Consider the following 24966-nt stretch of genomic DNA (forward strand, 5'->3'; position numbering starts at 1 on the left):
AATGCGGAGTTAATAAAATAAAACCATATATTTTTTATGCCTTTTATTTTATGAAAACCGAACTTCTCTCTCCCGCAGGTTCTCTTAAAAACATGCGCTATGCATTTGCTTATGGTGCAGATGCAGTATACGCAGGCCAACCTCGTTACAGCTTACGTGTACGTAATAATACTTTTGATCATGACAACTTAAAAATTGGTATTGATGAAGCCCACGCTTTGGGTAAGAAGTTTTATGTTGTGGTAAATATTCAGCCACATAACAGCAAATTAAAAAACTTTATACGCGATCTTGAGCCAATTGTGGCTATGCAGCCAGATGCTCTGATTATGTCTGATCCGGGTTTAATTATGATGGTGCGTGAGCATTTCCCAGAAGTGCAAATTCATCTATCGGTTCAAGCCAACGCTATTAACTGGGCTACTGTTAAATTTTGGAAAGACTACGGCCTAAGCCGCGTGATTTTATCTCGTGAATTATCTTTAGAAGAAATAGAAGAAATCCAGCGACATGTGCCCGATATTGAACTCGAGGTTTTTGTACATGGCGCTCTATGCATGGCCTACTCAGGCCGCTGTTTACTTTCTGGATATATGAACAAGCGTGATGCCAACCAAGGTGCTTGTACCAATGCTTGCCGTTGGGACTATAAACTGCATGAAGCCCAAGAAGATGCAAACGGCGATATAATTCCAGTCACTCAGCTAAATACACCAGAAAAGTCTTGCTGCTCATCAGGACAATCAGAAACAACCTCGGTTCAAACTTTACTCGTACAACGTAATAATGAAGAAATGTTTGCTGCCGAAGAAGATGAACACGGCACCTATTTTATGAACTCTAAAGATTTACGTGCGGTACAACATGTAGATCGTTTAACAAAAATGGGCATTGCCTCACTGAAAATTGAAGGCCGTACTAAATCCTATTTTTATTGTGCCCGTACTGCTCAAATTTATCGAAAAGCCATTGATGATGCATTAGCAGGTAAACCTTTTGACCCAAGTTTAATGACCCAACTCGAAGGTTTGGCAAACCGCGGTTACACTGAAGGCTTTTTAAGACGGCATGTACATAGCGAATATCAAAACTATGCTGACGGATCTTCACATTTTGACTATCAACAATTTTGTGGTGAAGTTTTAGAACGTCACGGCGATTATATTCGCATTGAGGTGAAAAACCGTTTTGTGATTGGCGACTCACTTGAGCTGATGACGCCTCAAGGCAATATCAGCTTTACCTTAACCGAAATGAGCGATTTAAAGGGCAATCCAATTACAGATGCTAAAGGTTCGGGACATTTTGTTGAGATTCCACTTTCACAAGATGTTGATGTTAGTTATGCCCTACTCATACGCAATTTGCCGCATGCGAAAGAAAGTATTACTGCCTCTACATTGGCTTATTCAGTGAGTTAAACATGGCCCTTTTGATTACGAATGACTGCATCAATTGTGATATGTGTTTACCCGAATGCCCCAATACAGCTATTTTTGAAGGAAGCAAAGTTTATGAAATTGATTCATCTCGTTGTACCGAGTGTGTAGGCTTTTATGAAGCGCCAACATGTAAAGCGGTTTGCCCAATCGATTGTATAGAACCAGACCCTGCACATATTGAAAATAGAGAGCAATTATTAGAGAAATTTAAAGGTCTGAATTTAATCGGCTCATTCTCTTCTTAAAACCATTTAGAGGATCAAGTTAAAATCACTGATCCTCTTAAATGACCATGCAGATCAATGATTGAATAAACGAATAAATAGCTGAGACCACTTTGCTAGTGATAAAATCAATTTATCAGTTCAGTTTGGTTTACTGGTACTTTTGTACCAAAAAATTGAACAATCGTTAAAACTGGTCAAATCATTTCAACATTTCATATAGATTGATTAAAACCCTTTCTGGCGCAGCTTCCCATGTCTTATCTTTATTTAGCAATTGCGATTGCTTGTGAAGTTATTGCAACTTCAGCATTAAAAGCATCTCAAGGTTTTACTGTTCCCATTCCGTCTATTATTACGGTTGTGGGCTATGCAATTGCTTTTTATTTACTGTCTCTGACATTAAAAACAATTCCGATCGGAATCGCATATGCCATTTGGTCGGGTGCAGGTATTATTTTAATTTCCGCAATTGGCTGGATATTTTACAAACAACATTTAGACTTAGCTGCCTGCATTGGTTTAGCTTTAATGATCGCGGGTATTGTGATTATTAATGTATTTTCTAAAAATACTCATCTATAAAATATAATTAAAAAGCAACCGAGTATGATGAGAATGTTAAAAAAGTTTCACCATACTCGGTATCAACAGCTTATTTTAAACTGCCCGTCAAAAATTGCTTTAAACGTTCACTTTTCGGGTTGTTAAGTACTTCATCAGGATGTCCCTGTTCCTCAATTTTCCCTTGATGCAAGAAAATCACCTGATTAGACACATGACGTGCAAAGCCCATTTCATGTGTGACCACAATCATGGTACGACCTTCTTCAGCCAAGCCTTGCATTACTTTTAGTACTTCACCTACCAACTCTGGATCAAGTGCGCTGGTTGGTTCATCAAATAACATCACTTCCGGTTCCATAGCCAAAGCACGAGCAATTGCTACACGTTGCTGCTGACCACCAGATAAAAATGCTGGATATTTACTCTCAACACTTTCAGGCAATCCAACTTTACGTAGATACTTGCGTGCACACTCTTCTGCTTCAGCACGTTTTACTCCAAGTACATGGATTGGCCCTTCAATGACATTTTCCAGTACTGTCATGTGTGACCACAAATTAAAATGCTGAAACACCATCATGAGCTGAGTACGCATTTTTTGTAGCTGCTTTGGGTCAACCACTTTTAAATTGCCTTTTTTATCAAAGACTGTGCGTAGTTTTTCACCATTGAGCTTAATCGTGCCATTGCTCGGTTGTTCTAAAAAGTTGATACAACGCAGCAAGGTACTTTTACCTGAACCAGATGAACCAATAATGCTAATTACATCACCGGCATTTGCATCAAGTGATATCCCTTTAAGTACTTCATGATCGCCGAATGTTTTGTGTAAATCACGAATCACTAGTTTTGCAACCTGTTCCATTTATGTCTCCTAATGATTCGATGGCTTTAAAAATGCCAACCAACGTTTTTCCAACTTACGAAATATCCAAATCAAAATAAAAGCCAGCACTGCATATAACACCGCAGCAATGCCAAAAGCACTGAAAGTGTCATAGGTTGCGGCATTCACATCACGCGCAATTTTTAAAATGTCGGGAACTGTTGCTGTAAATGCAATGGTTGTCGCGTGCAACATCAAAATGACTTCATTGCCATAAAACGGTAAAGCACGGCGTAACATCGACGGAATGATAATACGTGTGTAGAGTTTCCATTTTGACATACCGAAAGCTTGAGCAGCTTCAATCTCACCATGTGGAATAGAACGAATCGCTCCAGCGAAGATTTCAGTGGTATATGCACCAGTATTGAGCGCGAATGCCAAAATGGTGCAATTTATGCCCTCTCGAAAGAATGCATCGAGAGTTTGATGTTCATGGACATAATCAAAGCTATAAATACCCGAGTAAATAATCAACAGTTGGATGTACAGTGGTGTGCCACGAAAAACATAAGTGAACAACCAAACTGGGCCACGCAACCAGATATTTTCTGATACTCGTGCAAGTGACAAAGGCACAGCAAGCACAAACCCAATACCAATAGAAAGCACTAATAACCAGGCAGTCATCGCGACACCGGTCATTTGTAGGCCATCAGTCCAAAGGTATGCTTTCCAATATTGTTGAAGGATTTCAATCATAATTGCCCCTTCCTCACACCAGCAGAATAATGACGTTCAAGCCACATTAAGATCAGGTTCGACACGGTAGTAATTACCAAATAAATAGCGGCAGCCACGATGCTGAAAAAGAACAGTTGCATGGTACTTCTACCCGCATCTTGCGTAATTTTTACAATGTCAGTCAGGCCAATAATGGAAACCAGCGCGGTCGCCTTAATCAAAACTTGCCAGTTGTTACCAATACCAGGCAACGCAAAACGCATCATTTGAGGGAATAATACACGGTGAAAAACCTGCCACGGCGTCATCCCATAGGCCATTGCTGCTTCAATTTGTCCCCTTGGAACCGATTGAAATGCACCACGAAAGGTCTCGGTAAAATATGCACCATAAATGAACGCTAATGTAATCACACCAGCCACAAATGGGTTGATATCAATCTGGTCCATTTGCAGTGCTTCAGTAATTTGATTTAAACCCAACTGCAAGCTATAAAATAACAGCAGCATAATCACTAAGTCAGGCACACTACGGATGAGTGTGGTATAGGCGGTCGCAATATAACGTAAAGCTTTAATATTAGAGAGTTTTGAACTCGCACCAATTAAGCCAATAATGACAGAAAGCAAGAGTGATAACAGCGCAAGCTGTATGGTCATCCATGTTCCGCTGAGAAGGAGTGGCCCATAGCCAGAAAAAGACATGACTCATCTTCTCCTTAAAAACAATATCTAATATTGATGAGATGAGAATAGATTTAAAAATGTCGGCACTTAGCCGACATTTTTCACATCATTAGTAAATGCTAAAAGAGAAGTATTTTTTCTCGAGTTTCTTGTATGTGCCATCCGCAATGATTGCAGCCAATGCCTTGTCAATATTCGCTTTCAAGTCTGCATCTTCTTTACGTAAACCGATAGCCGCACCTACCCCCAATGTTTTGACATCCACCACATTGCCGCCAGCAAAAGAGAAGTTTTTACCTTTCGGTTGTTTTAAGAAAGCGCCATCAACCATGATTGCATCTTGTAAAGTTGCATCCAAACGACCAGACATCATGTCTTGGTAAATCAAATCTTGAGTTGGATAAGGAACAACACTCACACCTTTTGGAGCCCAATAGGTTTTAGCGTAAGTTTCTTGAATTGTGCCCTGCTGTACACCAACACGCTTACCTTTTAATGAAGTAGGTGTTGGTAACAACGGCGAACCTTTTTTTGCAACCATCCGCGTTGGCGTATTATAGATTTTGCTGCTAAATAAAATTTGTTTCGCGCGTTCATCAGTAACAGTCATTGATGAAAGAATGCCATCAAATTTTTTCGCTTTAAGCGCGGGAATCATCCCGTCAAAAGAATTTTCAACCCAAACACATTTGGCTTTAAGCTTTGCACAAATGGCATTACCCAAATCAACATCAAAACCAGTTAACTTGCCATCTGGTGTTTTATATTCAAACGGCGCATAAGACGACTCAGTACCAAAACGAATCACCTTCCAATCCTTTGCTTGAACATTCGTTGCAACAGCAGCCAAAACTAAGGTTGTTGAAACGAACATTTTTTTCATAAAGCTTGCCATCTTGAAGCTTCTCCTTAAAATCCTAATAAGGTGATAAAAACTTGAGCAATTTCTAAATTACTCTTCTGCCGAAATAATTGCAATTTCTATACCAGTAAATTAAGGATTTATGAAGATGTCTAAGCAATGAACTGTATTGACGGTTTAAATGTTGAAAAATCAATCAAATTTTAAGATTAAGTTTTGAGTGTATAAGCTTCAGCAATATTGTGCTGCTCGACCAAAGTACGAATTGTATATTCATGACCAGTTTCTTTATCACAGGCAAATTCACATTTCTGGTCGAAAGGTAAAGCCGTACCGCCAAGTAATGGACAACCTGCAAAAAGTTCAGCGACCCAATCTACAAACACTTTTACTTTGAGTGATAAATGACGATTTTGAAGATAAACTGCTGAAATCGGCATCGGCGCTGGCGTCCACTGAGGCAATACTTCTTTTAACAAACCCGATTCTAAATGGTTGGTGAGCATATAACGTGGGCCTTGAATTATACCGAAACCCTGCAAAGCCAAGTCGATGTAAGCATCACCGTCATTTACCGAAACACGTCCACGTACTGACACACTTTTAATTAAATCATCAACGACAAAGTCCCAATCGAAGTTGCGTCCGGTACGGCTTGAAAAGAAGTGAATCGCTTTATGGTTTTTTTGCAAATCTTCAATTGAGGTAGGTTCGCCATATTTTTCTAAATAAATCGGTGAAGCAGCAGTTGCACACTGGAAAGTTCCGATACGACGCGCAATTAAGCTTGAATCTTTTAATTCACCGACCCGAATTGCACAATCGACAGCCTCTCCCACCAAGTCTACAGGTCGGTCATTTAGACCAATCACTAAATCAATATCAGGATAGCGTGCATGAAAATCGCGTAGTCTTGGAATTAAAATTAAACGGCCAATGGATACAGGCACATCAATACGAAGCTGACCTCTTGGCCCCCGCTCTGCATCATGAAAGGAAGATTCAATATCGGAAACATCCGCTAAAATACGGGCTGTCCGATCATAATATACGGCGCCATCCGGTGTGAGACTAATTTTTCGTGTTGTCCGATTCAGCAAACGAACTTGTAAATGCTTCTCTAAAGCCTGAATAGTTGTGGTCACAGAAGCACGCGGTAAACCCAAACTATCAGCTGCTAAACTGAAACTATTTGTTTCAACCACTTTGTTGAACACTCTCATGGCATGAAATAGATCCACACGCACACTCCTATTAATGCATTTCTTTATTCAAATACATCAATTGTTATAAAAATACGAATAGTGTTATCGAATTTAATATATTTATTCGTGATTGACAAACTTTTATGCTCCGTCCATTCCATAAACCCTGTTTCTCCCATACGGACCATAACTAAAAGTCTGAAAACAGGTATCCAAATAACTAGGAGCACCTCATGTCATTTTCCCGCAAACAGTTTGCACTGTCTGCCATCTTTGTCGCCATTTTGGCTACAGGGGGCAGTTTTATGTTTTTACATGAAAATGCCGATGCAAAAGCTGCACCGACCAGTGCCCAACAAGCTGCTACTGTTGATGTAGCCCCTGTAGTAAGCAAAACCATTACCGATTGGCAAGAATATTCCGGTCGTTTAGAAGCAATTGATCAAGTTGATATTCGGCCTCAAGTTTCAGGAAAACTTATTGCCGTACATTTCAAAGATGGCAGTCTTGTTAGAAAAGGCGATTTACTATTTACCATTGACCCGCGTCCTTTCGAAGCAGAACTGAATCGTGCAAAAGCCCAGCTTGCTTCAGCTGAAGCACAGGTAACATATACCGCAAGCAATCTTTCACGTATTCAACGTCTCATTCAGAGTAATGCTGTTTCTCGCCAAGAACTGGATTTAGCCGAAAATGATGCACGTTCAGCGAATGCTAACCTACAAGCCGCTAGAGCTGCTGTCCAATCTGCACGTTTAAATCTGGAATATACCCGTATTACTGCACCAGTCAGCGGCCGGATTTCACGAGCTGAAGTCACCGTCGGCAATGTCGTCTCTGCAGGTAACGGTGCACAGGTCTTAACAAGTTTAGTTTCTGTATCCCGTCTTTATGCATCTTTCGATGTGGATGAACAAACTTACCTGAAATATATCAGTAATCAGCGTAATTCAGCACAGGTACCTGTCTATATGGGACTTGCCAATGAAACAGGCTTTACTCGCGAAGGAACAATCAACTCAATCGATAATAACCTGAATACAACCTCAGGTACGATTCGTGTTCGCGCAACTTTTGACAATCCAAACGGTGTTTTATTACCGGGTCTATATGCACGAATCCGTTTAGGTGGAGGCCAACCTCGCCCAGCGATTCTGATTAGTCCAACCGCGGTTGGCGTCGACCAAGATAAACGTTTTGTTGTAGTCGTTGATGCGAAAAATCAAACTGCTTACCGCGAAGTAAAACTCGGTGCCCAACAAGATGGCTTGCAAATCGTAAATAGCGGATTACAAGCGGGTGACCGTATTGTAGTGAATGGTTTACAGCGGATTCGTCCGGGTGACCCTATTACACCGCATCTCGTGCCTATGCCAAATGCACAAATCACTGCTAACGCTACTTCTTCTCAACCTCAGCCAACAGATAAAACATCAACTCCGGCAAAAGGTTAATCACATATGAATATTTCTAAATTTTTTATTGATCGGCCGATCTTTGCTGGTGTGTTATCAGTCTTGATTTTACTCGCCGGTCTCCTTTCGGTATTTCAGTTACCGATTTCTGAATATCCCGAGGTTGTTCCACCATCTGTGGTGGTACGTGCTCAATATCCGGGTGCAAACCCAAAAGTGATCGCTGAAACAGTTGCTTCTCCGCTCGAAGAATCAATCAACGGTGTCGAAGACATGCTGTATATGCAATCTCAAGCAAACAGCGACGGCAATTTAACCATTACGGTGAACTTTAAGCTCGGTATCGACCCAGACAAAGCACAACAACTGGTTCAAAACCGTGTGTCTCAGGCCATGCCCCGTTTACCTGAAGATGTACAGCGCTTAGGTGTCACGACTTTAAAAAGCTCACCTACTTTAACCATGGTAGTGCATCTGACCTCCCCAGATAATCGCTATGACATGACCTACTTACGTAACTACGCGGTGCTCAACGTAAAAGACCGTTTGGCACGTTTACAAGGTGTAGGTGAAGTCGGATTATTTGGTTCCGGTGACTACGCGATGCGCGTATGGCTTGACCCACAAAAAGTGGCACAGCGTAACCTCACAGCCACTGAAATTGTGAATGCCATTCGTGAACAAAACATTCAGGTTGCAGCAGGTACAATTGGTGCTTCGCCAAGTAATTCCCCTTTACAACTTTCAGTCAATGCTCAAGGTCGTTTAACTACTGAGCAAGAATTTGCAGATATTATTTTAAAAACTGCCCCTGATGGCGCGGTTACCCGATTGGGTGATGTTGCTCGTGTTGAACTTGCAGCCTCTCAATACGGCTTACGTTCATTACTTGATAACAAACAAGCAGTCGCAATTCCAATTTTCCAAGCTCCGGGTGCGAATGCTTTACAAGTTTCCGATCAAGTGCGTAGCACGATGAAGGAGCTTTCAAAAGATTTTCCATCTTCAATTAAATACGACATTGTTTATGACCCGACTCAATTCGTACGGGCCAGTATTAAAGCGGTCGTTCATACCCTACTTGAAGCAATTGCACTGGTTGTAGTGGTCGTTATTTTATTTTTACAAACATGGCGTGCCTCAATTATTCCATTGCTTGCTGTACCGGTTTCAATTATTGGTACATTTGCCCTTATGCTCGCTTTTGGTTACTCCATCAATGCACTTTCACTGTTCGGGATGGTACTTGCCATTGGTATTGTGGTCGATGACGCAATTGTGGTCGTCGAAAACGTCGAGAGGAATATTGAAGCTGGCTTAAATCCAAGGGAAGCGACTTACCGTGCCATGCGAGAAGTGAGCGGACCGATTATTGCCATTGCTTTAACACTTGTTGCCGTGTTCGTTCCACTTGCCTTTATGACAGGCTTAACTGGGCAATTCTATAAACAATTTGCCATGACCATTGCCATTTCAACAGTCATTTCGGCATTTAACTCACTTACCCTCTCTCCAGCTTTGGCAGCAATATTACTTAAAGGTCATGATGCTAAACCGGATGCCTTAACACGTATTATGAATCGTGTATTCGGACGTTTCTTTGCACTGTTTAACCGTGTGTTTTCACGTGCTTCAGACCGTTATAGTCAAGGCGTCAGCCGTGTCATTTCCCATAAAGCTTCGGCAATGGGTGTCTATGCAGCACTCCTAGGTTTAACCGTTGGGATTTCCTATATTGTTCCGGGTGGCTTTGTTCCCGCGCAGGACAAACAATATTTGATTAGCTTTGCGCAGCTACCAAACGGCGCATCATTAGATCGTACCGAAGCAGTCATTCGTAAAATGAGTGATACTGCACTTAAACAACCTGGCGTGGAAAGTGCAGTTGCCTTTCCGGGCCTATCAATTAACGGTTTCACCAATAGCTCGAGTGCCGGTATTGTCTTTGTGACCTTAAAGCCATTCGATGAACGTAAGGCTAAAGACTTATCTGCAAATGCTATTGCAGGAGCGCTCAACCAGAAATATTCAGCTATTCAAGATGCCTATATCGCGGTTTTCCCACCACCACCAGTGATGGGCTTAGGTACTATGGGCGGCTTTAAACTCCAACTTGAAGACCGAGGCGCCTTAGGCTATTCAGCCTTGAATGATGCTGCACAAAATTTTATGAAAGCAGCACAATCAGCCCCCGAACTTGGCCCAATGTTCTCAAGTTATCAAATTAACGTACCTCAACTCAACGTAGATCTGGACCGTGTAAAAGCTAAACAGCAAGGCGTTGCTGTGACAGATGTTTTCAACACTATGCAGATTTATTTGGGTTCTCAGTACGTTAACGACTTTAACCGCTTTGGACGTGTTTATCAGGTTCGTGCACAAGCTGATGCGCCTTTCCGTGCTAACCCTGAAGATATTTTGCAACTTAAAACCCGTAATAGTGCCGGCCAAATGGTGCCATTATCTTCATTGGTAAATGTCACTCAAACCTATGGTCCTGAAATGGTCGTTCGTTATAACGGTTACACATCAGCAGATATTAACGGCGGACCTGCACCGGGCTATTCATCTAGCCAAGCTGAGGCTGCGGTTGAACGTATTGCTGCACAAACTCTGCCGCGTGGTATCAAGTTTGAATGGACAGATTTAACTTATCAAAAAATCTTGGCCGGTAATGCAGGACTTTGGGTATTCCCAATTAGCGTATTACTCGTGTTCTTGGTTTTAGCTGCTCAGTATGAAAGCTTAACCCTACCATTAGCAGTTATCTTAATTGTACCGATGGGAATCTTAGCGGCTCTGACAGGTGTCTGGCTGACTGCTGGAGATAACAACATCTTTACCCAAATCGGTCTAATGGTACTGGTCGGGCTAGCCTGTAAAAATGCCATTTTGATTGTCGAATTTGCGCGGGAACTTGAAATGCAAGGCGCGACTGCCTTTAAAGCAGCCGTTGAAGCAAGTCGTCTACGTTTACGGCCAATTTTAATGACCTCTATTGCATTTATTATGGGTGTCGTACCACTGGTGACTTCAACTGGCGCAGGTTCTGAAATGCGACATGCGATGGGTGTTGCCGTATTCTTCGGCATGATCGGTGTAACATTCTTTGGTTTATTCCTCACCCCGGCCTTTTACGTTCTGATTCGTACCCTCAACAGCAAACATAAATTGCATTCTGCGGCAGTTCATGAAGCGCCGTTAGCTAGCCCACACGATCATTAAGGAGGGCATTTGGTGATTACATCAAAACAAAACTGGTTGTTGTCCTCACTCATGGGAAGCCTGCTCCTTGCAGGCTGCTCATTAGCTCCAGAATATCAACCTGCAAAAGTTATAATGCCAGTCAAATTCAAAGAATCTGATCCAAAAATTGAAGATAATAACTGGAAGATTGCCCAACCTGCCGATCAACAAACTCGTGGTGAATGGTGGCGCATTTACAATGATGCTCAACTGAATGAACTTGAACAGCAAGCTATCGCAGGCAATCAGAACCTTAAAGCGGTGGCAGCCAATATTCAGGCTTCACGTGCACTACGTTCGGCAGCTCAAGCTGAGCGCTTACCAAGTATTGATGCCGGATTTGGGCCAACCCGCCAAAAGCCGTCTCCGGCTTCACTCGGTTTAGATGACAATGCACATACTTCGGCTCACACCTTATGGCGCGCTCAAGCCAATGTTTCATATGAGCTCGATTTATTTGGTCGTGTAGCAAGTAGTGTCAATGCAGCAACAGCAGATCTACAGCAACAAGAGGCTCTATATCAGTCGGCACTTTTAGCTCTACAAGCAGATGTTGCTCAAGGCTATTTTCTGATACGTCAACTTGATACCGAGCAAGCAATTTATAACCGAACAATCAAATTACTAGGTGAAACACGAGATTTAATGCAGCTTCGTTTTAAAAACGGACTGGTCAGTGAATTAGATGTTTCTCGTGCACAAACCGAACTTGCTACCGCACAAACCACTGCCCTAAATATTGCTCGTAACAGAGCCAGTGCAGAACATGCGCTTGCAGTCTTATTAGGAAAACCACCAGCGGACTTTAACTTGCCAGTTCAATCTTTAACTGCAAATAGTATCCGTTTCCCTGCCGGTTTGCCATCAACTTTACTTGAAAGAAGACCCGACATTGCGGCTGCAGAGCGTGCAATGGCAGCAGATAATGCACGTATTGGAATTGCTCGTGCAGCATTTTTCCCAAAACTCAGTCTTACAGGAGCTTTAGGTTATGAATCTTCAAGTTTAAGCGAGTTGGGTAAATGGTCGAGTCGGACTTTTTTACTAGGACCTGTCGCCGGTACTATTTTGTCGTTACCTTTATTTGATGGTGGACAACGTAAAGCAGGCGTTGCTCAAGCACGAGCAGCTTATGAAGAAAGCGTTGCGAATTATCGGCAAACTGTACTAAACGCATTTCGCGAAGTTGAAAATGGTTTATCCGATCAAAGAATTCTCGATCAGCAAATTCAGGCTCAAAACCAAGCACTCTCCTCTTCTCGTCATGCTAATCAACTTTCTCATTTACGTTATCGAGAAGGTGCGATTAACTATCTTGATGTCATTGATTCTGACCGAACTATTTTGCAACAAGAACAATTAGCAGCTCAGCTGAAAGGTAGCCAAATCATTGCAAGCATCAATTTAATCCGTGCTTTAGGGGGCGGTTGGAGTAGTTAATAAAAAAGCGCCTTACGGCGCTTTTTTTATATACACAAATTATTTTGCATATACAGGGAATTTTGCACAAACAGCTTCAACTTTTGCTTTTACATCAGCAATAACTTTTTCGTCACCTTTGCTGTCAATCACGTCAGCGATCCAACCAGCAAGTTCACGAACTTCAGCTTCACCAAAACCACGAGTTGTTACTGCCGGAGTACCGATACGGATACCAGAAGTCACAAATGGAGAACGTGGGTCATTTGGAACTGAGTTTTTGTTCACAGTAATGTGAGCAGCACCTAACCAAGCATCTGCATCTTTACCAGTTACGTCTTGTTTGATTAAAGATAACAAGAATAAGTGGTTGTCTGTACCACCAGAAACAACATCATAACCACGTGCGATGAATACTTCAGCCATCGCTTGAGCATTTTTCACAACTTGTTGTTGGTAAGTTTTAAAGTCATCAGACATTGCTTCTTTGAAGCAGATTGCTTTAGCAGCAATCGCATGCATTAATGGACCACCTTGGTTACCAGGGAATACAGCTGATTGAAGTTTTTTCTCGATTTCTTCATTCGCTTTCGCAAGGATTAAACCAGAACGTGGACCACGAAGTGTTTTGTGAGTTGTCGTTGTCGTTACGTCAGCAATTTGAACTGGGTTTGGATATACACCAGCAGCAACAAGACCAGCAACGTGAGCCATATCAACAAAAAGGTAAGCGCCAACTTTGTCCGCGATGTCACGGAAACGTTGCCAATCTACAACACGGCTATAAGCAGAGAAACCAGCAACGATCATACGTGGCTTGTGTTCTAACGCTAAACGTTCAACTTCTTCGTAATCGATCTCGCCAGTTTCAGCATTTAGTCCATACTGAACAGCGTTATACGTTTTACCAGAGAAGCTAACTTTTGCACCGTGAGTCAAGTGACCACCGTGAGCCAAGCTCATACCCAAAACTGTGTCGCCTGGGTTAAGAAGTGCTAAATACACAGCAGAGTTAGCTTGTGAACCAGCATGTGGTTGAACGTTTGCGTAATCAGCACCAAAAAGTTCTTTAGCACGGTCAATCGCCATTTGTTCAATAACATCTACATATTCGCAACCGCCATAATAGCGTTTGCCAGGATAACCTTCTGCGTATTTGTTCGTAAGTTTTGATCCTTGCGCTTCCATCACAGCAGGAGAGCAATAGTTTTCAGATGCAATTAACTCGATATGTGCTTCTTGACGCTCACCTTCAGAAGCAATTGCTTGAGCTAATTCTGGATCAAATTCAGAAATGGAAATATTGGCAAACATTAGCGGGGGTCCTATAAATTAGGGCTTTTAAGCCGTGCTAAGATTGCGGCATATTGTAGCATGAACTTTATAATTAAACAGAATCAAGTTAGCTCAGTTTTAAATAAAAATGGCTCAATTTTTATAAAAAATGAGCCATCAAATCTAAAATAATTTATAAACACTTAAAAAGCTTTTAATTAATAATTTTCCAAAGTTAAATTTAGCTTTTCATAGCAATAAAAAAACCTTAAATATCAAACACTCTTATTGAGCTGACAGCAAGTTTTGTACATTTCCAACAATGTTATCTACATTACTGCTCATTGCCGCTTCATGATCCCAATTACCCGTTACATAGCTATTAATTTTTGTACCGACGACAGTGGCATTAGATATCAAAATATCAGTAGCTACTTTCGGAACTGTTGTATCTGCTAGCCCCTGATAAATAATAATCGGTGTAGTGACTTTTGCCTGTAAAGGTTGAGAATCTTTATCTAAGAATGTTTTAACTAAAGGTACTGCCATAAAATTAGGTTGTGTACGCGTATATCCATCCAGTGTTCCATTATGCTCTGTAGCATACTTAGTCATACCTGCACCAAAGGCTTGCCCCAATGGCCCTGCACAAATTGTTTCCGCCTGCTGTGCAGTACTTGCTGTTTGTGAAGTAAATACTTGGGAATAATCAAAGCTTGGCTGTGTATTTCGAATGCCGGCTGTCACTAAAGCAGTATATGTATCAAGCTGCGCATACATTGAAATCTTTTTATCCACAGTTGCATTAGCAACAGCCTGTTCACCTGCAATTAAAATAAATCCTAGATTTGAAGCTGGTGCTACCGCTACTGTACCTTTATAGTCTAGCTGCGCACGGCTCGCATATTGTGCAGCGCCCAATGCAGCATGCCCACCTTGCGAATGTCCTACAGTAACCCACTTTTTCGAAGTTAATAAGTTCCGCTGTAATAAATAATTGCGTGTTGCTACTACTGCATCGGTAATTGAATAAGCTTCACTTTTAATATTTAAAAATGGATGTATACCTTGTGTACCTAATCCCTCATAATCTGGTGCAACCACCACATAACCCGCTGCAAGAAGTTTACTAATTAAATCTTTAGTACTGTCTGTTAATGCCGATTTACTCGGTGCACATGCATCTGCAACCCCTGTCGTACCATGTGCCCAAACCACAATTGGCCAACCGCCTGCTGGTGGTGGAGTAGTCGGTGTAAATACTAGACTTGTTGCCTGCACCTCTTGTCCACTTTGACCTAACATTTTATAAGTTAAAATACTACTTTCAGCAGCAACCGCTCCTAAGTTAGTACTTGTATAAGCATCGACCTTAACCACTGGATTTTGAATATTATTGGCTGGAGTACCCGATGGATCAGTAGTTGCTGGACTGTCATCGCTACTTCCATCTCCACATCCCGTCAATAGTAAACTTGTGCTAAGAACACTGGTCATGAACAATTTCATTTTCATTCGTATATCTTCCTTAAATTCAATTTTTGTTGTGCTTTAGTTTTTAATGAACATTTTAAATGTCTTACAAACAATTACGCCTAATCTTCATTTTTCGCAAGTGATATTTAATCAAAATGAACAGCGAGATTTTCTACTTTTCAACATAAATTGCATTTGATAGCTCATCTAGCCTTACTCTATGTTTTAAAGTAGATAGCCAACTGTTAAGATTGATGGTTACTTGTAATTGTTTAAAGGTTCAAAAGATGCAAGCCATTATTTTAGATACAGAAACTCATACACTAAATGGTTTGCCTATTGAAATTGCATACGCCCCTATTGAACTTAATGCAGGTAAACTCACTTTAGATAAAAGCAAATTGTTTGATCAGCTTTATCAGGTGGGAGCTCCGATCTCTTATGCTGCAATGGCTGTTCACCATATCTTAGAGTCCGACCTAGAAAATCAGCCTCACTATAAAACCTTTAAATTACCTGATAGCACAACTTATATTATTGGCCATAATATTGATTATGATATTGCCGCAATTGCTCGCTGTGGCGTCGATGTATCTCATATTAAACCGATTTGTACTTTGGCTTTAGCACGTAAAGCTTGGCCAGATGCCGAAGCTCATAATATTTCTGCACTCATTTATATGATTTCCCAAGGCAGCGGTAAAGCTCGAGAAATGCTGAAAGGTGCTCACCGTGCCGACGCTGACATTATTTTAACTGCCAATATTTTGATGCATATTATCTATCATTTAAATATTCAAGATATTGAAGAGCTTTACCAAGTTTCTGAAGAAGCCCGTATTCCGCATACGATTAATTTTGGTAAGCATAAAGGTACGGCAATTGCTGAACTGCCTAAAGATTATATTCAATGGCTTCTACGTCAAGACGAGCTCGATGTCTATTTACGCAAGGCATTAGAAAGCGCATTTTAATTTCCTTAAATAGATGATATTCATAAATTCTTCATCAAATTGTCATTTTTGAGTTTTATCTTTAACCCCATTTATATTTTATTAAGAACAGTACTGTTTGGTAGAGAAAAATCAAACAGGCTGCTTCATTTTTATATTGGGGAAATACAATGTCTGGTTTTTATCGAACCAATTTGGGAAGAGTTGCGCTTCAACAACGTAATATTACGTTAAATGCAAAACAAAGACGTTTACTTCTATTAATAGACCATGAAGATTTTCAAAGTCTCGATACTGAGTTTAAAAAGCGGATCGCCCCACCAGAACTGATACAACAGCTCATTGACTTAAAACTAATTGCACCTTCTAATGAAAATTATTCAGAGTTACCTGAACAAATATCTCCCCAAGAGTCATCTATAACAACTAAAGAAATACATCAAAAAAATGTTGATGAGAATAAAAGTAATGATTTAGTTGGAGAAATTCAGGTTCCTCAATCAACTTCTGCGCCTTCTTCAAATATTGAAAATAACCAACCACGCATTCCAGTTCAACAGCTATCTTTTGAAGAAATACAACTATTAATGAAACAAAGCTTAAGCCAATACTGTGGCCTTATGGCAAAGCCACTTATTCAAAAAATAGAGCAAATAAAAACACTTCAAGAACTTAAAATGTGCCAAATGCAATGGATTACCAGTTTGCAGGAATCACGCATTCCTCCTCATGAGCTAGCACATACGCTCCATTCTATTAATTATTCAATTCAGCTTATTCAGCAACGCATCTAAAATAGAACAAGCTGCTGTTTAATTAAGCATTAAACTCACTTGGTACGTATTTCGTGCTTTACCTACCGGTGTTTTTTTCCTATGATGTGCCCCACACATGTGCGCTCGTAGCTCAGTTGGATAGAGTACAGGTTTCCGAAGCCTGGGGTCGTGGGTTCGATCCCCGCCGGGCGCACCAATTTATATATAATAACTTCATAAATTTATCTCAATTTCATAAAATTCCGACTATTTTACTTGGTTTATTAATCATTATCGCTCAAAATATACCCCTCTTTCATAATGTGAGAATTTCATGACTGATGCTTTGGTTTTAAGAGATTTGTCCAAAACATATCGTAATGGTTTTCAGGCGTTAAAAGGTATTAACCTCACTGTGCCTGAAGGTGAATTTTATGCGTTGTTAGGCCCAAATGGTGCCGGCAAATCAACAACCATTGGTATTATCAGCTCCCTCACGAAAAAAACTTCCGGAACTGTTGAGATTTTTGGACATAATCTCGATACTCATCCATCCTTGGCAAAACAGCAGCTTGGCGTTGTACCCCAAGAATTTAACTTCGGGCAATTTGAAAAAGCATTCGATATTTTAGTTACCCAGGCTGGTTATTACGGTATTCATAAAAAGATTGCCGAGAAACAAGCGGAACATTATTTAGAAAAACTTGGCTTGTGGGAAAAACGTAATATACAAGCACGTATGCTGTCTGGTGGTATGAAACGTCGCCTAATGATCGCCCGCGCCATGATGCATGAACCTAAACTTCTTATTCTAGATGAGCCTACTGCGGGTGTAGATATTGAATTACGCCGTTCTATGTGGGATTTTCTAACCGAAATGAACGAAAACGGTACTTCTATTATTTTAACGACACATTATTTAGAAGAAGCAGAAATGTTGTGTCGTCAAATTGCCATCATTGACCGTGGTGTCATTAAAGAAGATACCAGCATGAAAAGTTTCCTAAACCAGCTGAGTGAAGAGTCTTTTATTTTTGATTTAGCAGAACCAATTGCCCCACTCCAGCTCAATATTATTGGTGTGAAGTTCAACTTAATTGATAGTAGTACTTTAGAAGTAACAATGGATAAAGCACATACATTAAATGACTTATTCCAACTTTTAGAGTCACAAGGTATTCGTGTTCGTAGTATGCGTAACAAATCGAATCGCCTTGAAGAGCTATTTGTCAAAATGGTCGAGAAAAATCTTGAAGGAGCGGCAAAATGAACTTTAACCAACTGCAAATTGCCCTCTGGACTTTAGTTCGTAAAGAAGTACGCCGTTTTCTTCGTATTTGGCCACAAACTTTATTACCACCTGCAATTACCATGAGCTTGTATTTTGTCATTTTTGGTAATTTGGTTGGCTCACGTATTGGGCAAATGGGTGGCGTGAGCTACATGCAGTTTATTGTACCTGGCTTAATCATGATGGCTGTTATTACGAACAGCTATGCTAACGTGTCTTCTAGTTTCTTCAGTGTTAAATTTCAAAAGAGTATTGAAGAACTCATCATGAGTCCCGTGCCCTTACATATTATTTTATGGGGCTACGTGATTGGTGGTATTTGTCGTGGTGTCTTGGTTGGTGCCATTGTTACTGCGATGAGCATGTTCTTTACCCATCTTTTTATACATAACTGGTTCGTAACTATATATACAGTATTAATTACATCCGTTTTATTTTCCTTAGGCGGCTTTATTAATGCAGTCTATGCAAAATCATTTGATGATATTTCTATTATTCCAACCTTTGTACTTACTCCACTCACCTATTTAGGTGGTGTGTTTTATGCCATTAGTGCACTTGGTCCTTTTTGGCAAAAACTTTCTTTAATTAATCCTATTGTGTATATGGTAAATGCTTTCCGTTTCGGCATTTTAGGTCATAGTGACGTGAACGTTACGTTCTCTTTAATCATTGTGACATTATGTTGTGTTGTACTTTATGGAATTGCCTACTATTTACTTGCTCGTGGTTCAGGAATGCGTGAATGAGTGTCGAACAGTCTTTATTGGGTAAAGAAACCCAATATCCAACTAGCTATCAACCCGATGTGTTATTTCCAATTGCACGTGCTCAATCTCGTGAAAAATATTCACATATTGAAGGTATCAACCAAGGTAAAGATTGGTGGCATGTTTTTGAAATATCTTGGTTAAACTCGCATGGTATTCCACAGGTTGCGATTGGCAGAATTACCCTGCCAGCTTCTTCACCAAATTTGATTGAATCAAAGTCATTAAAGCTATACTTCAATAGTCTTAACTTCACTCAGTTTGGCTCTAAAGAGTTATTTATTGAAACGGTTGAAAAAGATCTATCGTCTGCAGCTGGTGCAAAAGTTGAGCTAACGCTATTTCAAGTAGATGAACTTGATATTTCTAAACCACAAGGCATTTGTATTGATGATCTAACACCTGAACGTTTAGAACAACATCCCGATGCATCACTTTTAAAATTGGATGAGTCTGGTGAAGAAGTCGAAATTGAACTGTATTCTCATCTTTTGAGAAGTAACTGCCCAGTCACGGGACAGCCAGATTGGGGTACAGTTTTTATCCGTTTTAAGGGCAAAAAACCTTGTTATCGTAGTGTTTTAGCTTATATTATCTCGTACCGTCAGCATAACGGTTTCCACGAACAGTGTGTTGAGCAAATCTTTGCAGATATTTGGCAAAATTTGCGACCTGAAAAGCTGATGGTTTATGCAACTTATACTCGCCGCGGTGGACTTGATATCAATCCTTGCCGAGTATCGGATCTATCATGGATGCCAAAACCGATTCGATTGGCACGACAATAAAACGAATAATTTGAGGATACACCATGCCGTTTTTTGGTTTTACCCCTTCTGAAGGCTTATTGAACGATATACAGACTGGAATTGCGAATAAGAATTCCAGTGAACCGTTATATCCACTTCGAGACAAAATTGCTTTACAACTTAATGAGGAAATTATTGAAAATGTACTGACTCAGTTAGTACAACATTTCCCAGCGAGTGAAAAAAGAGATACTGCCGAAAAACTAGCTGGTTATGTCAAATCAACAGTTGCTGTGCTTTTAAAGCAATTACTGAGTAAAGCACCAAACGATGTTGTTAAACAATCCGTGGAATTTTCAGAGAAAAGCTTATTTAAAGACCCACAAGGTCAATATAAAGTTGGTGTAGCTTTAGATGCTGGTTTAGTGACTAATTTGAAGCATAATTTTGCCGAGCTTCAGGCAGGTAATGACATTAATAAAGCAGCCTTAGCAGAACTATATAAACAGTTTGGTGATGCTATGGTTAGACACTTTATGTCTGATTTTAATAAAACATTAGATTTAGGCATGATTAAGCGCAAAGCAGCTGATATTGGCGCAGCAGCTGTAACAAAAGCAGTCCACATTGCGATCGATAAACTTATACCAAGTTTAAATCGCACTGAACTAAAAGCGATGGCTGAATATCACGATAGTTTATTCTTTAACTAACAGAAAATAGACCATCGGAAACCTGGCGAGAGCCAGGTTTTTTTATTGCAAAATATTGATATACATTGCCATTAATCAGGTTTATGTTAGCATGCGCCAAGCACTGATTGACCTAGTTAAAGCCGCATGTCTCCTAGTCCACAATATAAATTTTTACGCCAAGCTCCTCGAGATGGTCTTAGTACTGCCATGCAACCATCGCGCTGGCAGCAACTTCATATTGACCCGTGGTTATGCCTATTTTTATTCCTAAATGCCCTATTAGGTTTAACGGTACTATATAGTGCATCTGCACAAGATGTAGGCTTAGTCAGTAAACAAGCCATGAGCTTTGGTATTGGCTTTTTAGTCATGATTAGTCTGGCTCAAATTCCCCCTAAGGTTTATCAAGCTTTTTCACCTTACTTTTATTTATTTGCACTATTTTCCTTAATTGGAGTTATGGTCTTTGGTGAAGTCCGCATGGGGGCTAAACGCTGGATCGATATTCCCGGTTTCGGGAGCGTGCAACCCAGTGAGTTCATGAAAATTGGCATGCCAATGATGATTTCATGGTTTTTAGCACGCAAACCACTTCCTCCAAGCTTTTCTCAAGTTGTTTTATCATTAATGTTAATTGGTGTTCCTTTCTTACTGATTGCAGAACAACCTGACTTAGGAACATCCCTACTCGTATTAGCAAGTGGTATTTTCGTACTATTTTTAAGTGGGTTATCTTGGCGCATGATCGGTGCCGCAGCAGCTTGTGCAGCTATTGTTATTCCAATTGCATGGGAATTTCTTTTACACGACTATCAGCGTCAACGGGTTCTAACGCTACTTGACCCAGAAGCAGATGCATTAGGAACAGGATGGAATATTATTCAGTCCAAAACAGCTATTGGTTCTGGTGGTTTCTCAGGTAAAGGTTTTCTTGAAGGTACACAATCACATTTACACTTTTTACCCGAAGGCCATACTGACTTTATTATTGCGGCTTATTCCGAAGAATTTGGCCTAATTGGCGTACTTATATTAGTTATTCTTTATTCGGCTATTATTTTTAGAACATTTCAGATTGGTTTACAGAGCTTTCATAACTACGGTCGTTTAGTTGCTGGTGCCTTTGGTTTGTCTTTTTTTGTTTATGTATTTGTAAACGCAGGAATGGTCAGTGGTATTTTACCTGTAGTGGGTGTTCCTTTACCTTTTATGAGTTATGGCGGTACCGCTATTATTACTTTAATGGCCACTTTTGGTTTAGTCATGTCTATTCATACACATCGATAATTTGGAATTTTAAAAAGATATGTTGTCTCAATCTATTAATAAAACTTTAAAAGCGCTTGCCTTGTGTACCGGCCTAGTGAGCACAAGTCATTTTGCTCAAGCCAATGATTTTGTAAATGATCCTAATTATTTAAATTTTAAACAAAAAGCCATGAATACTTATGGTTTAAGTAGTGTACAAGTAGATGCCGCGATGAGCGGTGCAAAAAATTTACCAAACATTATAAATATTATGACTCGTCCAGGAGAAAGTAAGCCTTGGTACGATTATCGCTCTATGTTTTTAGTTGAAGGGACTATTCAACGTGGTGTCCGGTTTAAAAATCAATATGCAGATGCGCTTAACCGAGCTGAACAGCAATTTGGTGTCTCTCAAGCTGTTATTTTGGGTATTTTAGGTGTTGAGACAGGATATGGGGCAAATAAAGGTTCTTTTATCACTCGTGACGCACTTGCAACATTAGCATTTGGTTACCCTCGCCGTGCTGATTATTTTAGTGATGAGTTAGCTGCTCTGATTGCATGGACTTACAAAGAAGGCTATCCAACCAATAGTATTGTTGGCTCTTATGCTGGAGCAATTGGCTATCCACAGTTTATGCCAAGTAATATCAGTAAGTATGGAGTAGATTTTGATGGTAATGGTCATATCGATCTTCGTAACTCTGCGGAAGATGCGATTGGTTCAATTGCAAATTACCTAGCAAAGCAAGGTTGGCAACGTGATCAGCCTATTGGTTTTATGGCTCGTTATGTAGGCTCAAATCCAGAAAGTATTATTGCTAAAGATCTCACTCAACCTACTCCGTATGGTGTGCTCAAAAATCAAGGAATTTCTCCATTAAACCCATTAGTTAAAATTGATGACTTAGATATGGTAAATGTTATTCAATTACAAGACTATAACGGTCCAATTTACTATTTAACCTATCCAAATTTTCAGGTAATTACGACCTATAACAAAAGTCGAATGTATGCGACTGCTGTATGGTTATTAGGCACAGAGGTAGCTAGCCGATAGGCTAGCTTTTTGATGAGTTTATGTAAAAGTCAATAAATATTTTTGTTAAATCGATCACAATACATACATTTTAAATACTTTGTTACATATTTGGTTATTTTTTAACCTAAAACTGTAAGTTTTTGCCCTTTTTGTAACTATTTCTCGTTAAAGACTAGACACTCTCCGTAAGCGATGAATATTATCCACCCCAATCAAGCAATTGCAAAAGTGAATAATTAGGCATGTTCACTTCAATTTTTAGCCTGTTGGCTAAAAGAAAAAGAGCATGTTCTCAGGAGTTTATATAAATGCAGTTATCGCTGAAATACATTCTTGCACTGACGGCTAGTTTAAGCATGGCCCCACTGCACGCTGAAATGATGCAATCATCATCATTAAACAGTGATGTAGATGGTCCAAATGCTAATTTAGCTGCACGTGTATTGAGTAAAGATACTCAAAGCTTTAATTCTCGTTTTTCTAACATTAACAGTCTTTCAATCACTGAACGTTCTGGCGATCAAATTCGTCGTCAAGCTATCGCAGCTAAAATTGAAATCCCTGAAGATGAGCCTTCAGTGATTGAAAAACTTAACACAGTAGCTTCAAATACTGTTCGTAAGTTTAGCCAAACTGGTATGGCATCTTGGTATGGTCGTCAATTTCATGGCCGTAAAACTGCAAGTGGTGAAACATTCGATATGAATGCACTTACTGCTGCTCACCGTAGTCTGCCATTGAACTGTTATATACGTGTTACAAATAAAGACAATGGTAAAAGTGTGGTAGTAAAAGTAAACGACCGTGGTCCATTCCATGCAAATCGTGTACTTGATTTATCATACGGTGCTGCAAAACGTCTTGGTATTACCAATGCTGGTACTGCAAAAGTAAGTATTGAACGTGTAGACGGTCCTACTTCATAAGCGATTACTCCTAGAGTTCATGGAAAAGCCACAAATTAATTTGTGGCTTTTTTATTTTTAGACCCAAAAATATAAAAATCATGCTAAAAATTTTGTTTTTTTACTCATTTTTTAATTACAAAATTGATTATTTTTTAACCCAAAAACACATCATTTTATTACTCATCCATTTTTGCTTATATTTTTTGATTAGAGCCATTTTAAAAAAATTCCGCTACCCTAGTACCACCGTAGTCCCAAAAAAGCTGTTTATAGCGTTTTAAAGCAAGTTGAGTTGAGCTTTTTTCTATTATTTTCCAACTTTTCATAAAAAAGTGGTTTTTATAAGGATTTCCCCACTTCAAAATCCAAAAATAAATAGTCTGATTTTTTAATCCAACTCTGCTGGCTTTTAAAATTGTTTTTTAATTTTTTCCCCCTGCTTTTCCCAGATGATCAGTCCTTAATTTTTAAGGTCACATGAATGTACGATAAGGAAGATTTTCGACTTTTCTTGTCTACATACATAACAACAGGATAAAATATAGACATAAAAAGAATGACTCAAAATTAGACATGGAGAACAAGGTCTATGAAATCTATTGCTGAATGGCTTGATGAATACAGTGAAAGCCATCAAAATCCAACGAATAAGAAAATTCATTGGGTATGCGTCCCAGCTATTTTGTTTTCTATTATCGGAATCATCGCCCACTTTAGTGCTTTGCTCACTGCTTTACTCATTGTACTGACTCTTATTTTCTATGCTCGACTCGATCTTGTACTTGCAGTAGCGATGGCTGCGCTTCTAGTTGTGATGGCTTGGCTCATTTATGCCCTACCTGTAGGTATAGGGTTTTATATTGCAATTTTTGTGATTGCTTGGGTTGGACAATTTTATGGACATAAAGTTGAAGGTAAAAAGCCCTCTTTCTTTAAAGATTTGCAATTTCTATTGATTGGCCCAGTTTGGTGTATGGATGCCTATCTTGGAAAAATATTGCCAAAGTGGAAAAGTCGGCAGAACAAATTGATTACTCAATAATTTTTAAAAAGCTGAATCTTTTAGATTCAGCTGGCTTTGTTGCATAAACATTCAAAAGCTGAGTTCTCCCCAATCCATTCAAATTTAAGACACAACTTGGGTGCGAGGTCTACCTAATTCCGTAAA

General features: G+C 39.8%; 23 protein-coding genes, 1 tRNA gene and 1 pseudogene. 18 read left to right on the forward strand and 7 right to left on the reverse strand.

Going from position 1 to position 24966, the window contains the following annotated elements; all coding sequences use genetic code 11:
• Nucleotides 1–50 precede the first annotated feature (50 nt).
• From yegQ to abeS, 3 genes are all read left to right on the forward strand, one after another.
• The gene (gene yegQ / locus HMPREF0014_RS15385) at nucleotides 51–1421 is read left to right on the forward strand and encodes a tRNA 5-hydroxyuridine modification protein YegQ (protein WP_004886205.1); all 1371 of its coding nucleotides are present in this window, start codon (nucleotides 51–53) and stop codon (nucleotides 1419–1421) included.
• 2 nt (nucleotides 1422–1423) lie between these two features.
• Nucleotides 1424–1687: a YfhL family 4Fe-4S dicluster ferredoxin gene (locus HMPREF0014_RS15390; protein ID WP_004886202.1), complete on the forward strand. Its 264-nt coding sequence runs from the start codon at nucleotides 1424–1426 to the stop codon at nucleotides 1685–1687.
• A gap of 234 nt (nucleotides 1688–1921) precedes the next feature.
• Entirely contained in the window at nucleotides 1922–2251 is a 330-nt protein-coding gene (gene abeS, locus HMPREF0014_RS15395; protein WP_004886197.1) for a multidrug efflux SMR transporter AbeS, read from the forward strand.
• A 70-nt stretch (nucleotides 2252–2321) separates the two neighbouring features.
• Here abeS and HMPREF0014_RS15400 read toward each other — a convergent pair whose 3' ends face one another.
• The 5 genes from HMPREF0014_RS15400 to adeL all read right to left on the reverse strand — a co-directional run bounded on the left by HMPREF0014_RS15400 (nucleotide 2322) and on the right by adeL (nucleotide 6592).
• A complete protein-coding gene (locus HMPREF0014_RS15400; RefSeq protein WP_000438610.1) occupies nucleotides 2322–3098 on the reverse strand; it encodes an ATP-binding cassette domain-containing protein in 777 nt (258 codons plus the stop codon).
• A gap of 9 nt (nucleotides 3099–3107) precedes the next feature.
• Nucleotides 3108–3821, reverse strand: a complete 714-nt coding sequence (locus HMPREF0014_RS15405) for an ABC transporter permease (RefSeq protein ID WP_000569982.1) — start codon at nucleotides 3819–3821, stop codon at nucleotides 3108–3110.
• On the reverse strand, nucleotides 3818–4507 hold the full coding sequence (hisQ, locus tag HMPREF0014_RS15410) for a histidine ABC transporter permease HisQ (protein WP_000010370.1): 690 nt from the start codon (nucleotides 4505–4507) through the stop codon (nucleotides 3818–3820). Before hisQ ends, HMPREF0014_RS15405 begins: the two co-directional genes overlap by 4 nt.
• 91 nt (nucleotides 4508–4598) lie before the next feature.
• Nucleotides 4599–5384 carry an ABC transporter substrate-binding protein gene (locus HMPREF0014_RS15415; protein ID WP_002049251.1) on the reverse strand — a complete coding sequence of 262 codons (786 nt, stop codon included), beginning with the start codon at nucleotides 5382–5384 and terminating at the stop codon, nucleotides 4599–4601.
• A gap of 176 nt (nucleotides 5385–5560) precedes the next feature.
• A complete protein-coding gene (gene adeL / locus HMPREF0014_RS15420) occupies nucleotides 5561–6592 on the reverse strand; it encodes a multidrug efflux transcriptional repressor AdeL (protein WP_002049092.1) in 1032 nt (343 codons plus the stop codon).
• A 197-nt stretch (nucleotides 6593–6789) separates the two neighbouring features.
• Here adeL and adeF point away from each other — a divergent pair, with 197 nt between their 5' ends.
• Genes adeF through adeH form a run of 3 tightly spaced genes read left to right on the forward strand, consistent with a single transcriptional unit; the run spans nucleotide 6790 to nucleotide 12657 of the window.
• Nucleotides 6790–8010, forward strand: a complete 1221-nt coding sequence (adeF, locus tag HMPREF0014_RS15425; protein WP_004886191.1) for a multidrug efflux RND transporter periplasmic adaptor subunit AdeF — start codon at nucleotides 6790–6792, stop codon at nucleotides 8008–8010.
• Nucleotides 8011–8016: 6 nt separating this feature from the next.
• The gene (gene adeG / locus HMPREF0014_RS15430; protein ID WP_006581084.1) at nucleotides 8017–11196 is read left to right on the forward strand and encodes a multidrug efflux RND transporter permease subunit AdeG; all 3180 of its coding nucleotides are present in this window, start codon (nucleotides 8017–8019) and stop codon (nucleotides 11194–11196) included.
• 12 nt (nucleotides 11197–11208) lie between these two features.
• Complete coding sequence (gene adeH, locus HMPREF0014_RS15435; protein ID WP_004886187.1) at nucleotides 11209–12657, forward strand: multidrug efflux RND transporter outer membrane subunit AdeH; 1449 nt, start codon at nucleotides 11209–11211, stop codon at nucleotides 12655–12657.
• Between the two features lie 39 nt (nucleotides 12658–12696).
• Here adeH and glyA read toward each other — a convergent pair whose 3' ends face one another.
• Nucleotides 12697–13950, reverse strand: a complete 1254-nt coding sequence (gene glyA / locus HMPREF0014_RS15440; protein ID WP_002049224.1) for a serine hydroxymethyltransferase — start codon at nucleotides 13948–13950, stop codon at nucleotides 12697–12699.
• Nucleotides 13951–14010: 60 nt separating this feature from the next.
• On the opposite strand from glyA, the pseudogene HMPREF0014_RS26295 reads away from it, so the two are divergent.
• A pseudogene (locus tag HMPREF0014_RS26295) lies at nucleotides 14011–14088 on the forward strand (hypothetical protein); the annotation flags it as partial.
• A gap of 108 nt (nucleotides 14089–14196) precedes the next feature.
• On the opposite strand, the gene HMPREF0014_RS15445 reads toward HMPREF0014_RS26295, so the two are convergent.
• A complete protein-coding gene (locus tag HMPREF0014_RS15445) occupies nucleotides 14197–15426 on the reverse strand; it encodes an alpha/beta fold hydrolase (protein WP_004886184.1) in 1230 nt (409 codons plus the stop codon).
• A gap of 248 nt (nucleotides 15427–15674) precedes the next feature.
• On the opposite strand from HMPREF0014_RS15445, the gene HMPREF0014_RS15450 reads away from it, so the two are divergent.
• The 11 genes from HMPREF0014_RS15450 (at nucleotide 15675) to HMPREF0014_RS15500 (ending at nucleotide 24840) form a co-directional block, all read left to right on the forward strand.
• A complete protein-coding gene (locus tag HMPREF0014_RS15450) occupies nucleotides 15675–16361 on the forward strand; it encodes a 3'-5' exonuclease (protein ID WP_004707798.1) in 687 nt (228 codons plus the stop codon).
• Between the two features lie 149 nt (nucleotides 16362–16510).
• Entirely contained in the window at nucleotides 16511–17134 is a 624-nt protein-coding gene (locus HMPREF0014_RS15455; RefSeq protein ID WP_004886182.1) for a hypothetical protein, read from the forward strand.
• 101 nt (nucleotides 17135–17235) lie between these two features.
• Nucleotides 17236–17312: transfer RNA gene (locus tag HMPREF0014_RS15460), tRNA-Arg, on the forward strand.
• A 117-nt stretch (nucleotides 17313–17429) separates the two neighbouring features.
• On the forward strand, nucleotides 17430–18365 hold the full coding sequence (locus tag HMPREF0014_RS15465; protein ID WP_004886180.1) for an ABC transporter ATP-binding protein: 936 nt from the start codon (nucleotides 17430–17432) through the stop codon (nucleotides 18363–18365).
• On the forward strand, nucleotides 18362–19135 hold the full coding sequence (locus tag HMPREF0014_RS15470) for an ABC transporter permease (protein ID WP_002052782.1): 774 nt from the start codon (nucleotides 18362–18364) through the stop codon (nucleotides 19133–19135). The genes HMPREF0014_RS15465 and HMPREF0014_RS15470 overlap by 4 nt, the downstream gene beginning before the upstream one ends.
• Nucleotides 19132–19944: an NADPH-dependent 7-cyano-7-deazaguanine reductase QueF gene (gene queF / locus HMPREF0014_RS15475; protein ID WP_004707772.1), complete on the forward strand. Its 813-nt coding sequence runs from the start codon at nucleotides 19132–19134 to the stop codon at nucleotides 19942–19944. The genes HMPREF0014_RS15470 and queF overlap by 4 nt, the downstream gene beginning before the upstream one ends.
• A 23-nt stretch (nucleotides 19945–19967) precedes the next feature.
• Nucleotides 19968–20618, forward strand: a complete 651-nt coding sequence (locus tag HMPREF0014_RS15480) for a hypothetical protein (protein ID WP_002052502.1) — start codon at nucleotides 19968–19970, stop codon at nucleotides 20616–20618.
• Between the two features lie 126 nt (nucleotides 20619–20744).
• The gene (gene rodA, locus HMPREF0014_RS15485) at nucleotides 20745–21887 is read left to right on the forward strand and encodes a rod shape-determining protein RodA (protein ID WP_004707770.1); all 1143 of its coding nucleotides are present in this window, start codon (nucleotides 20745–20747) and stop codon (nucleotides 21885–21887) included.
• 19 nt (nucleotides 21888–21906) lie between these two features.
• Nucleotides 21907–22908 (forward strand): lytic murein transglycosylase B, encoded by a 1002-nt coding sequence (gene mltB / locus HMPREF0014_RS15490; protein WP_004886176.1) that lies wholly within the window; start codon nucleotides 21907–21909, stop codon nucleotides 22906–22908.
• 290 nt (nucleotides 22909–23198) lie between these two features.
• Nucleotides 23199–23816: a septal ring lytic transglycosylase RlpA family protein gene (locus HMPREF0014_RS15495; RefSeq protein ID WP_002052473.1), complete on the forward strand. Its 618-nt coding sequence runs from the start codon at nucleotides 23199–23201 to the stop codon at nucleotides 23814–23816.
• A gap of 571 nt (nucleotides 23817–24387) precedes the next feature.
• Nucleotides 24388–24840 (forward strand): Mpo1-like protein, encoded by a 453-nt coding sequence (locus HMPREF0014_RS15500; protein ID WP_006581082.1) that lies wholly within the window; start codon nucleotides 24388–24390, stop codon nucleotides 24838–24840.
• Nucleotides 24841–24966: the final 126 nt, after the last annotated feature.

Source organism: Acinetobacter sp. RUH 2624, assembly GCF_000162375.2.
In the GTDB taxonomy this organism is placed as follows: Bacteria; Pseudomonadota; Gammaproteobacteria; order Pseudomonadales; family Moraxellaceae; genus Acinetobacter; species Acinetobacter nosocomialis.